The following is a 10,983-nucleotide window of genomic DNA, read 5'->3' as shown; positions in this document are numbered from 1 at the left end:
GCTTGTCGCCGGCTTGCTCGGCGGCAGCGTCAACGGCTCCAGCGGCCGCGCCATCATGGGCTGGTTCGGCGAGGGCGAGCGCGGCTTCGCCATGAGCATCAGGCAGACGGCGGTGCCGCTCGGCGGCGGGCTGGGCGCGCTTGTCCTGCCGTCGCTGGCGCTGGCCCTGGGCTTTACCGCGGTCTTCGGCCTGCTTGCGGCCGTCTCCGCGCTCTCGGCCTGTTTCGCCTGGCGCTGGCTGCACGAGCCGCCGGTGGAAGGCGGCAGTCACGCCGCCGCGGCGACAACCGGCCCGGCGCCTTTGCGCAACATCGAGGTCTGGCGCATTTCGAGCGCCATTCGGCTGCTTTGCTTCCCGCAGGTCGCGGTGCTGACCTTCGCCTCGGTCTTTCTGCATGACTTTGCCGGCATGGGCACATGGGTGACCAGCACCAGCCTCGCCGCCGTGCAGACTGGCGCCATGGTGATGCGCGTCTGGAGCGGCCGCTTCACCGACCGCCACGGCAACCGCCGCCCGTTCCTGAAAGTCTGCAGCGCGCTGAGCGCATTTGCCTTCCTGGTGCTGTGGCTGCTGGTGATCGGCACCGCCGCAATCCCCACGCTGCTGCCGCTGCTGCCATTGGCGGTCTCGTCGCCGGCATATTCGTCTCCGCCTGGCACGGCGTCGCCTATACCGAGCTTGCCACACTTGCCGGCGCCGGCCATGTCGGCACCGCGCTCAGCCTCGCCAACAGCTTTGTGTTCGTCGGCTTCTGCCTGGTGCCGATCGCCATTCCGTGGCTGCTGGTGGCTTTTGCATGGCCCGGCGTTTGGCTCGCGGCCGCGATCTGCGCGGCGCTCGCCTGGCCGATCTTCCTGCGCCAGATCTGATTCATCCAAACCCGACGCACCCGCCAGGCCCGATTCTTCACCGGCTTGCTGTGGAAACAGCGAGCCGGCTTCTCTCAAACATGAAAAGAACATGATCGATGTCGTTAACCCCGCATCAAGGTTAATGCTTCATTTTGGCTCTCCGGGGTCAGTAGTGTTCTGGAGAGTTCCGTGCATCGACGCATTTCCATGCGGCTTGCCGCCGCCGCCGTTGCGAAAAGACGTTCCTTCCTTTCTCCTTTGGTGCTCGGGCTCGGCATGTGGATCGGCTTTCCGTCGGTCGTCGCCTATCAGGATATGACCAGCCTGATCACCGGCCTGGAGTCGCCCAGCGCCCGCTGGAACGCCTATATCGAGAAATCCGCCGCCGGCTCCGTGCATGCCGCAGAAATGCCGTTCATCGATTCCACCGCCACCGGCTCGATCTCCGGCTCCGGCGTCAATCTGCCGGGCGTGGGCACCGTCGCCTTCCGTGGCAAGGGCATCGCCGCGGGCGTCACGCCCGATGAAGATCGAGTCGTGCGCGCCGACAAGAAGGGCCGCCTCGTCCAGGTCTCGCCCGTCGCGCCGCCCAAGAATTTCAGCGCCGGCTCGATCTTCGAGCGCACCTCCTCGCTGCTGCGTCCCTCGATGGACAGCGGCCTGAAGCTCACCTTCGCCAAGCCCGGCATCAAGGGCAAGGAAGTCCAGATCGCCCAAGCCTTCCATCTGCGCGAGGACAAGAAGCCGGATCCGGATCTGCCGGCAGCGCTCGTCGCCCTCGTCAACAACGACAAGCCGGACATCCTCGCCACCGCCTATGCCCAGTCCGCGCCCGACTATGCCAAGGCGTCGCCCTTCGAGGCGCTGCTGCAGGACGATCCGAATGACGGCCGTTTCATCCCGCCGATGGGCAAGGGCGACCATGCCTGGCTGCAGAACCCGCTGCCGGCCAGCGTCTTTTCCAAGCCCGAGCAGGCCTGCCTTGCGAAGGGCATCTATTTCGAGGCGCGCAGCGAGCCCGTCCGCGGCCAGGCGGCGGTCGCCCAGGTGATCCTGAACCGCGTCCGCAACCCGGCCTATCCGAAGACGATCTGCGGCGTCGTCTACCAGAACGACGACTGGTTCAATCGCTGCCAATTCTCCTTCGCCTGCGACGGCAGGAAGAAGACCATCACCGACCAGGCTTCCTACAAGACCGCGCAGGAGGTCGCCATGGCGGTGACCGCCGGCAAGATCTTCATTCCCGAGGTCGGCTCGTCGACGCATTACTATGCCAACTACGTCCATCCCGGCTGGGCGCGCGCCATGCAGCGCATGACCAGGATCGGCCTGCACATCTTCTACCGCACCTATGGCGGCGGCTGGAGCTGAGCCGGTTGGGCGGCTCGAGCCGAGCCGCCTAAACGACGCCCCCGGCTGTCCTTCTTTCGGCGCCCGGCATGCCCCGGCGAACGCGGCTTGTCGCCAGGATTCGCACCGTCACCTCACGCGGGCGTGAAGGGCACGATGTCGCACCTCGATAAATCATTGTTTTAACAGCGAAAAATACATCGCTTGGAAGTTCGGCCCGTGGCTTGACGGGCGCGGACCCTCTAACTATGTTGCCGGCGACTTTAGAAGCGGACGGACGGCAATCGTCTGCCCGGGCAGGGGGGGTTGCGATGGCCGACAAAACCGGGCCAGACGGAACCGGAGAAACCGGCCGCGGCAGGCAGCCAGAAGCCACCATCCGCGACGACGAACTTGAGCGCCGCCGGCGCGATCTCGAAGCATCGCTTGCGACGAGGCGCACGGACCGGCTCGAGGGGAAAGACGAAGCAAAAGCTGCGGCCGGTTACGGTCAGGCGCTGAAACTGTCCAGCGAGTTCATCGCCGGAGTGGTGGTTGGTGTCGGCTTGGGCTGGATCATCGACCGCCTGGCGGGAACAGCGCCTTGGGGTCTGATCGTGGGCCTGCTGCTTGGCTTCGGCGCCGGTATACTCAATGTCCTGCGTTCGGCGGGGCTTGCACCGGAATTCGGTCAGGGCGGCAAGCCGCGCGAGCCGAAAGAATGAAGTGGGCGCCCCCTCGGCGCTGAAGTGAACTTAAGAAGCCGATTGTGGCTTTGACGGGGATTTAAAGTGGCTGCTGCTGACAAGGTCGATCCGATCCACCAGTTCCAGATCCATCCGATCATCCCGCTGCATATCGGCGGCTACGACGTCTCGTTCACCAACTCCTCCCTGTTCATGGTCGTCACGATCGTGCTGGCCTCGGCTTTCCTCTATTGGAGCACGGCCAGCCGCGCCTTGATCCCGGGGCGCCTGCAGTCGGTCTCCGAAATGGCCTATGAGTTCGTCGGCAACATGCTGCGCGATGCCGCCGGCAAGCAGGGCATGCAGTTCTTTCCGCTGGTGTTCTCGCTGTTCATGTTCGTGCTGGTCGCCAACCTGATCGGCCTGTTCCCCTATTTCTTCACCGTCACCAGCCACATCATCGTCCCCTTCACGCTGGCAATCATGGTCATCGGCACGGTCGTCGTCTACGGCTTCGCCAAGCACGGTTTGGGCTTCCTCAAGCTGTTCGTGCCGCATGGCGTGCCGGGTCTTCTTCTGCCGCTGGTGGTGGCGATCGAAGTCATCTCCTTCGTCTCGCGTCCGGTCAGCCTCTCGGTTCGTCTTTTCGCCAACATGCTGGCCGGCCACATCACGCTGAAAGTGTTCTCGGGCTTCGTCGTCAGCCTCAGCGCGCTCGGCGCCGTCGGCATCGCCGGTTCCATCCTGCCGCTCGCCATGGCGGTCGCATTGACCGCCCTCGAGCTGCTGGTCGCCTTCCTGCAGGCCTACGTTTTCGCGGTGCTGACCTGCATGTATCTGAACGACGCGCTGCACCCGAGCCACTGATCGATTTTCACCGGCGCCGCGGCGCCAGCATACCCAACGTACCAACCGCAACGAACAAGCAAACCACAGGAGTTTTGAAATGGACGCAACTGCAGCAGCTGCTATCGGCGCTGGTATCGCCTGCATCGGCATGGGCGGCGCGGGCATCGGCCTCGGCAACATCTTCGGCAGCTACCTCTCGGGCGCGCTCCGCAACCCGTCGGCTGCCGACGGCCAGTTCGGCCGCCTGATCTTCGGCTTCGCCGTGACCGAAGCTCTGGGCATCTTCTCGCTCCTGATCGCTCTGCTCCTGGTCTTCAAGTAAGATTGAGAGCTGACGAAAGGGGCCGCATGGTGCGGCCCCGTTCCATGGACAGGGGAATGAGATGTTCGTGACATCTGCCTATGCGCAAGAAACAGCGCCGGCCGCGGCCGAGGGCGATACGCATGCGGGCACTGCAGTGCCTGCCGCGGAGCATGAAGCGTTCCCGCCGTTCGACGCCAAGACCTTCCCGTCGCAGATCCTGTGGCTGGTCATCACCTTCGGGCTCTTCTACCTGTTCCTGAAGCGCGTTGTGATGCCGCGTCTTGGCGGCATCATCGATGTCCGCAACGATCGCATCACCCAGGACCTCGACCATGCCGCAAGGCTGAAGGGCGAGGCGGATGCCGCCGTTGCCGCGTATGAGCAGGAACTGGCGGAGGCCAAGGCCAACGCCAACAAGATCGGCCAGCAGGCAAGCGACGCCGCCAAGGCGGACGCCGAAGGCACGCGCAAGAAGCTCGAGGCCGAGCTCGAGAAGAAGCTTGGCGAGGCCGAGGCGAGCATCGCCTCGATCAAGGCCAAGGCGATGAAGGAAGTCGGCACGATCGCCGAGGATACCACGTCGGCCATCGTCGAGGCGCTTGTCGGCGGCAAGGCCGACAAGTCCGAGATCGCGGCCGCGGTCAAATCCGCGAGCCGGTGAGGAGCGGGATCATGGACGCCACATCACTTGCCACGCTCTGGGCCACCATCGCCCTGATCATCTTCCTCGGCGCCATCATCTATCTGAAGGTGCCGGGCATGCTCACCAAGTCGCTGGACGGCCGCGCGGCCAAGATCAGCGGCGAGCTCGAGGAAGCCCGCAAGCTTCGTGAAGAGGCCCAGCAGCTGCTTGCCCAATACCAGCAGAAGCGCAAGGAAGCCGAGAAGGAGGCCGCCGACATCGTCGCCGCCGCCAAGCGCGAGGCTGAGCTGCTTGCTTCCGAGGCGGCCAAGAAGACCGAGGACTATGTCGCCCGGCGCACCGCGCTTGCCGAGCAGAAGATCAGCCAGGCCGAGCGCGAGGCCGTCAGCGAAGTGCGCGCCTCGGCCGTCGACATCGCCGTCGAGGCCGCCCGCGTGCTGCTCGCCGCCAAGGTTGACGCCAAGGCCGGTGCCGACCTGTTCAAGTCGGCGCTGGATGACGTCAAGGCCAAGCTGAACTGAGCTGACTTCGAAGTTTCGAAGTCAAAGCCGCCTGGGCAACCCGGCGGCTTTTTTGTTGTAGCACGCTCGTCATCCTAGGGCGGAGCAAGGAGCAAGGAGCGAAGCGACGCGCGCAGACCCTAGGGATCCATGCCGTGACGCTAAGGCGTTGCAACGATTACAAAATTCTGCGCCGCTGCGCCCCACGAAAGAGGTCACGGCATGATCCTCGGGTCAAGCCCGAGGATGACGAAGGATCGAGGCAGTCGCCGTCACTCCAACCCGGCCAAGCTCTCTTCCTCGACCACCTCGGCGCCACCCAGTCTGAACGGCGCGAACGAGGTCCGGTGCAGCCTCGCCACCGGGCCATGCGCCTCGATGGCGGTGCGGTGCCGGACCGTCGCGTAGCCCATATGCACCTCGAAGCCGTAATGCTCGTGATGGCCGCCGCAGCCGCACATCATGCGGTCGCGCATCACCTTGGCGACGATCGAGGCGGCGGCGATCGACTGCGAGCGCTGGTCGCCCTTGATCAGCGCGCGGCCTTCGCAGGCGAGGCCTGGCGGGATGTCGCGGCCGTCGGCCAAGGCGAGTTTCGGCTGCAGCGAGAGACCCGCGGCGGCGCGGCGCATCGCCTCGAGACTCGCTTTCAGGATGTTGCTGTTGTCGATGCCTTCGGCGCTGATCGAGGCCATCGAAACGCTGAGCGCCGAGCCAAGGATCTTCAGGAACAGCGCCTCGCGCTGCAAATGGGTGAGGCGTTTAGAATCGTCGAGGCCTTCCGGGATATTGGCGGGGTTAAGCACCACCGCCGCAGCCACCACTGGACCCGCGAGCGGACCGCGGCCAGCTTCATCCATGCCGGCGACCGGCCACAGCCCGTCGGCCATCGCCTTGGTCTCGATCGAGAAGTCGGGCTTCTCGACCATTTCAAAGAGAAGCGGAGAATCGGAACGCACGCGAGCCATGGTGCGGCGAGGTTCGCATCGGCTCCGATTCTCCGCAAGTCCCTCCGGGTCGGGTGGGGCGCCGGACCGGGAGGGCACCGTCTCACGGCCGGGGGACAAGGGCCGGACGGAATTCTTGAAACAAGAGCAATTCTAGACGGAAAACCGCTTTGCCTGGAACTGCTTGGCGCCGGCCGTCAGGGTCGGTGCCATCTTCACAGCAGCATCAGCTGCTCGCCGGCGCCGGAGCCTGCGACGAATTGATCGATGCGAAGCTGCCGCCGTTCGACATTGAGGCCGAGGCGCTTGGCCGCTATCTCGAAGCGCCGGCCGATCTGCCAGGCATAGGGTCCGGCGCCCTTCATGCGCTTGCCCCATTCGGAATCGTAATCCTTGCCGTCGCGCATCGAGCGGATCAGCGACATCACATGCCGGTACCGGTCCGGATAATGCCGCAACAGCCAATCCTTGAAGATCGGCGCCACTTCGAGCGGCAGGCGCAGGATGACGTATCCGGCCTCCCGGGCGCCGGCGGCCCGCGCCGAATCGAGGATGCGCTCCATCTCCGGATCGTTGAGGCCGGGAATGATCGGCGCCACCATCACGGAGGCCGGGATGCCGGCATCCGACAATTGCCTGATCGCCTCTAGCCGCTTCGTCGGGGTCGACGCGCGCGGTTCCATGGTGCGGGCCAGCATGCGGTCCATCGTGGTCACCGACAGCGCCACCTTGGCAAGGCCACGCTCCGCCATGCGCGACAGGATGTCTAAGTCGCGCGTCACCAGCGCCGACTTCGTCACGATGCCGACCGGATGTCCGCGCGCCTCCAGCACCTCGAGGATCTCGCGCATGATCCGGTACTGCTTCTCGATCGGCTGGTAAGGATCGGTGTTGGTGCCGATGGCGATGGTGCGCGGCTGGTAGCCCGGCTTCGACAACTCTCTGTCCAGCATGCGCGCCGCATCCGGCTTGGCGAACAGCTTCGATTCGAAATCGAGCCCCGGCGACAGGCCCATGAAGGCATGCGTCGGCCGGGCGAAACAGTAGACGCAGCCATGCTCGCAGCCGCGATAGGGATTGATCGAACGGTCGAAGGAAATGTCGGGCGACTCGTTGCGGGTGATGATGGTGCGCGGCTTCTCGACCTGCACTTCCGTCTTGAACGGCGGCAACTCCTCCAGCGAGTTCCAGCCGTCATCGAAGACATGCCGGCTGACCGGCTCGAACCGACCGGACGGATTGATGCCGGCCGACCGGCCGCGATTGCGGTCGGGCCGCACGCGCATGCCGCTCTGCTCGATCATCGCGTTCGCCATCTCGGCTCTGCCTGCTCCGAAAGCGGCAATGTCGGCGCGCACGATCTGTTCCATTTTCGCCCTTTCCCAGGGACTGTCGGCAGGCTGTCGAATCGCTCTGTTCATGAAACTATTCCTATTTTGCCGATGAGAACAAAGCAAGAACTTTTTCGACTGGAAGCGTAAACTGGCGCTAGCCTCCGCTTTCCGCTATTCGGCTAGGCATGCTCAGCGTTCTCATCGAAACCCGCAACGACGAAGAGGGACTTGCCCGCACGCTCGCCTCGCTGGTCGGCGGCGCGGTCGAAGGCGTCGTGCGCGACGTCATCGTCTGCGATCAAGGCTCGACCGACCAGACGCATCGGGTCGCCGAACATGCCGGCTGCCATTATGTGAGCGGTGGGCTCGGCGCCGGTATCAGCCAGGCAAAGGGCGATTGGCTGCTGCTTGTGGAGCCCGGCGCCCGGCTGGCCGAAGGCTGGATCGACGAGGTTGTCGCGCATACGGCAAAGCAAACGATGCCGGCACGCTTTTCACGCGCTCGGGCCGACCGCGCGCCTTTCCTGGCGCGTGTTTTTTCGGGCAATCGGGCGCTGGCAGAGGGTCTCGTCATCAGCAAGCGCCAGGCCTCGGCTCTGGCAAAGAGCGCTCGCGGTGCGGAGGCCCTGGCTCGGGGTCTCGCGACCAGGCGGTTGAACGCCGAAATCTGGGTGGCGCCGCCGAAGTGACGCCTGCGCCCCTTACTAAGTGGGCTTGCCGCCCCGCCTGAGATGCTCGTCCAGCCGCGGCATGATCTCGACGAAGTTGCAGGGCATGTGACGGTAGTCGAGCTGCGCCTTGATGATGCCGTCCCAAGCGTCCTTGCAGGCGCCGGGCGAGCCCGGCAGCACGAAGACGAAGGTGGCGTTGACGACGCCGCCGGTCGCCCGGCTCTGGATCGTCGAGGTGCCGATCTTGTCGTAGGAGATGCGGTGGAAAACTTCCGAAAAGCCGTCCATGCGCTTTTCGAAGATCGGCTCCAGCGCCTCCGGCGTCACGTCGCGGCCGGTGAAACCGGTGCCGCCGGTGGTGATGACGACATCGATGCTGTCGTCCTTCGACCAGCCGAGGACCTTGTCGCGGATCTTTTCGCGGTCGTCGGTGACGATGTCGCGCGCGGCAAGCGCATGGCCGGCTTCCGCGATGCGGTCGGCCAGCGTCTGGCCGGATTTATCGTCGGCAAGGCTGCGCGTGTCGGATACCGTCAGCACCGCGATGCGCACCGGAATGAAGGGTCGGCTCTCGTCAAGCTTCGCCATCGCTCACCTCCATGCTGCGCGTGGCGGCCACGAACCAGTCGGGATGACGCGCGCGGATCTCGATCGCCGCACGCTTGGCCACATTGCCGGTCTCGAACAGGCCGAAGCAGGTGGCGCCCGAGCCGGACATGCGCGCGAAGGCGGCGTCGGCGCGCTTGAGCGCCTTGAGCGCCTCGCCGATCGCGGGCTGAATGGCTTGAGCGGCGCCTTCGAGATCGTTGCGGGTCGTTTCCAGCCAGTTACGGATGGCGTGGAAGTCGAGGCGCCTTGGCAGCGGCGGCAGCGCGTCATTGTCGCGACGAGAGAGCGCCTTGAACACGTCCGGTGTTGAGACAGCGACGCCCGGATTGACCAGGACGAGGCCAAGCGCCGGAAACGCGGAGAGCGGCGACACTTCATCACCGATGCCGCGCGCGACCAGCGGCTTCGACTTCAGGCACATCGGCAGGTCGGCTCCGAGCGAAAGCCCGATCCGCGCCAGCGAAATCTCGTCGATATCGAGCTTCCAGAGCCGCGCCAGGCCGTTGAGCGCGGCTGCCGCGTCGCTGGAGCCGCCGCCGACGCCCGAGGCGACCGGCAGGTTCTTCTCCAGCCGGATGGCGACCGGCGGCGTGCGCTGCACGCCGGCTTCCCGGCGCAAGGCATCGCGCGCCTTCACCACCAGATTGCCGTCGTCGAGCGGCAGGCCGGCGGCATATCGGCCGAACACCGAGAATTCGTCCTGCTCCGCCGGCTCGATTTCCAGCCGGTCGCCGAAGCGTGTGAACACGGCAAGGCTCTCGATGAGATGATAGCCGTCGTCGCGCCTTCCTGTGACATGCAGCGCCAGGTTGATCTTGGCCGGCGCAAGCCATGTCCGGACCTCTGTGCCGGGCTCCAGGATGTCGGCTGCTGGCGAGATGGGATCAGTCCTTGGCGAGACGATATTCGCCGGTCTTGGGATCCTTGACCAGCGTGCCCATCGTGCCGTTCGCCGCCTGTTTTTCGGTGCGCCGGATCTTGGCTGTCACGCGCTCGGCCTCGCGCACGAAAGCGCGGTAGCCGAAATAGGCGGCGGCGCCGACAACAGCGAAGAAAATGATCTGCGGCATATCCAAACTCCTCCCGCGTTGTCGCGGCAAGGCCGGCCGATGGGTCGGTCAAGCGGGCATGCTAGACGCAATCATGGCTTTTTCAAAGCCCGAAGCGCGCCCACAGCGCGCGTTCTTCCGCCGCATCGAGGACGCCGTTTGCGGCGGCAGCGGCGATATCGGGCGCCGAGAAGCGCGAGCCGAACAGGCCGAAACGGCCGAACAGCCCGCGCGGCGCGCTGATCAGTTTGAGCTGCGTCTTGTCGCCGAAACGGGTCTTGAGCACGCTGCGCATGTCGCCCAGCGCATCGACAAGGCCGAGCTCGAGGCCGCGCTTGGCGGTCCAGAACAGGCCGGTGAACAGGTCAGGGTCGTCTTTCAGCTTGCTGCCGCGCCGCTCCTTGACGAGGTCGATGAAGGTCTCGTGCACTTCGAGCTGCAACGCCTTCAGCCGCTCCACGTCCTCCTTCTTCTCGGGCTTGAACGGATCGAGCACGGCCTTGTTCTGGCCGGCGGTGTGGACGCGCCGCTCGACGCCGATCTTCTTCATCAGCTCGGGGAAGCCGAACGAGGCCGAGACCACGCCGATCGAGCCGACGATCGAGGACGGATCGGCGAAGATCTCGTCGCCGGCGACCGCGATCATGTAGCCTCCGGAAGCCGCGACATCCTCGACGAAGACCAGCACCTTTTTGTTCTTCTCCGCCGCCAGGTCGCGGATGCGCTTGAAGATCAGCCGCGACTGCACCGGCGAGCCGCCCGGCGAGTTGATCGAGATGGCGACCGCCGGCGCGTCGAAGCCGAACGCCTTTTCGATGAGGCCGGCCGTCGAGGCGAGCGACAGGCTCGGCCGGAACTGGCCGCCGCCGGCCATGATGGTGCCTTGCAGCCGGATGACCGGAATGGTGACGACTGTCGAGCGCCAGGATTTCGGCAGCAGGCGGTTGAAAAGGCGTTTCACGAACGGGTGTCTCCGGACAAGATGCAAAGGAGCAGGGTGAGATCAGGCAAGTCGGTAATGTCTTTCGGGCGCGATGTCACCTTGCCTGCCATGTAGGCATTCGCCGGCCAACGGCAATGCCGGATCGCCGGCCCAGGATCAATCGCCGAACAGCGATGCCAGGCCGTTGTTGATCATTTCCGTCCGCTCCGTCGGCGCGTTGCCGGATGGTCCGTGCAAGGCGAGCGGCGGGCGGATCGACAGTTTCCC

At 65.1% G+C, this 10,983-nt stretch carries 14 protein-coding genes and 1 pseudogene; 9 read left to right on the top strand and 6 right to left on the bottom strand.

Features of this window, described 5'->3' with window-relative positions:
* Positions 1-55 precede the first annotated feature (55 nt).
* The 8 genes and pseudogenes from EOA27_RS42000 to EOA27_RS07730 all read left to right on the top strand — a co-directional run.
* A pseudogene (locus EOA27_RS42000) lies at positions 56-556 on the top strand (MFS transporter); the annotation flags it as partial.
* Positions 557-564: 8 nt separating this feature from the next.
* Positions 565-870: a hypothetical protein gene (locus tag EOA27_RS41995; RefSeq protein ID WP_245491049.1), complete on the top strand. Its 306-nt coding sequence runs from the start codon at positions 565-567 to the stop codon at positions 868-870.
* Positions 871-1,041: 171 nt separating this feature from the next.
* Positions 1,042-2,223 (top strand): cell wall hydrolase, encoded by a 1,182-nt coding sequence (locus EOA27_RS07755; RefSeq protein WP_126078617.1) that lies wholly within the window; start codon positions 1,042-1,044, stop codon positions 2,221-2,223.
* Positions 2,224-2,513: 290 nt separating this feature from the next.
* Entirely contained in the window at positions 2,514-2,906 is a 393-nt protein-coding gene (locus EOA27_RS07750) for an AtpZ/AtpI family protein (RefSeq protein ID WP_126078616.1), read from the top strand.
* A gap of 66 nt (positions 2,907-2,972) precedes the next feature.
* Complete coding sequence (locus EOA27_RS07745; RefSeq protein WP_127255857.1) at positions 2,973-3,734, top strand: F0F1 ATP synthase subunit A; 762 nt, start codon at positions 2,973-2,975, stop codon at positions 3,732-3,734.
* A gap of 79 nt (positions 3,735-3,813) precedes the next feature.
* Complete coding sequence (locus EOA27_RS07740) at positions 3,814-4,038, top strand: F0F1 ATP synthase subunit C (RefSeq protein WP_027164582.1); 225 nt, start codon at positions 3,814-3,816, stop codon at positions 4,036-4,038.
* A gap of 61 nt (positions 4,039-4,099) precedes the next feature.
* A complete protein-coding gene (locus tag EOA27_RS07735) occupies positions 4,100-4,681 on the top strand; it encodes a F0F1 ATP synthase subunit B (protein WP_126062275.1) in 582 nt (193 codons plus the stop codon).
* Between the two features lie 11 nt (positions 4,682-4,692).
* Positions 4,693-5,184: a F0F1 ATP synthase subunit B gene (locus EOA27_RS07730; RefSeq protein ID WP_126078614.1), complete on the top strand. Its 492-nt coding sequence runs from the start codon at positions 4,693-4,695 to the stop codon at positions 5,182-5,184.
* 251 nt (positions 5,185-5,435) lie between these two features.
* Here the strand turns inward: EOA27_RS07730 and EOA27_RS07725 are convergent, their stop codons facing one another.
* Positions 5,436-6,131 carry a ribonuclease HII gene (locus EOA27_RS07725; RefSeq protein ID WP_126078613.1) on the bottom strand — a complete coding sequence of 232 codons (696 nt, stop codon included), beginning with the start codon at positions 6,129-6,131 and terminating at the stop codon, positions 5,436-5,438.
* Positions 6,132-6,325: 194 nt separating this feature from the next.
* Positions 6,326-7,480 carry a PA0069 family radical SAM protein gene (locus EOA27_RS07720; protein WP_126078612.1) on the bottom strand — a complete coding sequence of 385 codons (1,155 nt, stop codon included), beginning with the start codon at positions 7,478-7,480 and terminating at the stop codon, positions 6,326-6,328.
* A 149-nt stretch (positions 7,481-7,629) separates the two neighbouring features.
* Between EOA27_RS07720 and EOA27_RS07715 the strand changes: the two genes are divergently transcribed.
* Entirely contained in the window at positions 7,630-8,133 is a 504-nt protein-coding gene (locus EOA27_RS07715) for a glycosyltransferase (RefSeq protein ID WP_126078611.1), read from the top strand.
* A 15-nt stretch (positions 8,134-8,148) separates the two neighbouring features.
* Here the strand turns inward: EOA27_RS07715 and moaB are convergent, their stop codons facing one another.
* From moaB to EOA27_RS07695, 4 genes are all read right to left on the bottom strand, one after another.
* Positions 8,149-8,703: a molybdenum cofactor biosynthesis protein B gene (moaB, locus tag EOA27_RS07710; RefSeq protein WP_126078610.1), complete on the bottom strand. Its 555-nt coding sequence runs from the start codon at positions 8,701-8,703 to the stop codon at positions 8,149-8,151.
* Complete coding sequence (locus tag EOA27_RS07705; protein WP_126078609.1) at positions 8,690-9,583, bottom strand: 4-(cytidine 5'-diphospho)-2-C-methyl-D-erythritol kinase; 894 nt, start codon at positions 9,581-9,583, stop codon at positions 8,690-8,692. Before EOA27_RS07705 ends, moaB begins: the two co-directional genes overlap by 14 nt.
* Positions 9,584-9,608: 25 nt before the next feature.
* Entirely contained in the window at positions 9,609-9,794 is a 186-nt protein-coding gene (locus EOA27_RS07700) for a membrane protein (protein WP_027164591.1), read from the bottom strand.
* An 82-nt stretch (positions 9,795-9,876) separates the two neighbouring features.
* Positions 9,877-10,734, bottom strand: coding sequence for a S49 family peptidase (locus EOA27_RS07695; protein ID WP_042641437.1), 858 nt, complete (start codon positions 10,732-10,734; stop codon positions 9,877-9,879).
* Between the last annotated feature and the right edge of the window lie 249 nt (positions 10,735-10,983).

Source organism: Mesorhizobium sp. M2A.F.Ca.ET.037.01.1.1 (assembly GCF_003998075.1).
Classification (GTDB): Bacteria; Pseudomonadota; Alphaproteobacteria; order Rhizobiales; family Rhizobiaceae; genus Mesorhizobium.
This window is presented reverse-complemented; position numbering and strand designations above follow the sequence as displayed.

Coding starts and splice junctions, on each gene's coding strand:
- EOA27_RS07750 (WP_126078616.1), top strand. CDS start 2,514: ATGGCCGACAAAACCGGGCCAGACGGAACCGGAGAAACCGGCCGCGGC.
- EOA27_RS07740 (WP_027164582.1), top strand. CDS start 3,814: ATGGACGCAACTGCAGCAGCTGCTATCGGCGCTGGTATCGCCTGCATC.
- EOA27_RS07735 (WP_126062275.1), top strand. CDS start 4,100: ATGTTCGTGACATCTGCCTATGCGCAAGAAACAGCGCCGGCCGCGGCC.
- EOA27_RS07730 (WP_126078614.1), top strand. CDS start 4,693: ATGGACGCCACATCACTTGCCACGCTCTGGGCCACCATCGCCCTGATC.
- EOA27_RS07725 (WP_126078613.1), bottom strand. CDS start 6,131: ATGGCTCGCGTGCGTTCCGATTCTCCGCTTCTCTTTGAAATGGTCGAG.
- EOA27_RS07720 (WP_126078612.1), bottom strand. CDS start 7,480: ATGGAACAGATCGTGCGCGCCGACATTGCCGCTTTCGGAGCAGGCAGA.
- EOA27_RS07715 (WP_126078611.1), top strand. CDS start 7,630: ATGCTCAGCGTTCTCATCGAAACCCGCAACGACGAAGAGGGACTTGCC.
- moaB (WP_126078610.1), bottom strand. CDS start 8,703: ATGGCGAAGCTTGACGAGAGCCGACCCTTCATTCCGGTGCGCATCGCG.
- EOA27_RS07700 (WP_027164591.1), bottom strand. CDS start 9,794: ATGCCGCAGATCATTTTCTTCGCTGTTGTCGGCGCCGCCGCCTATTTC.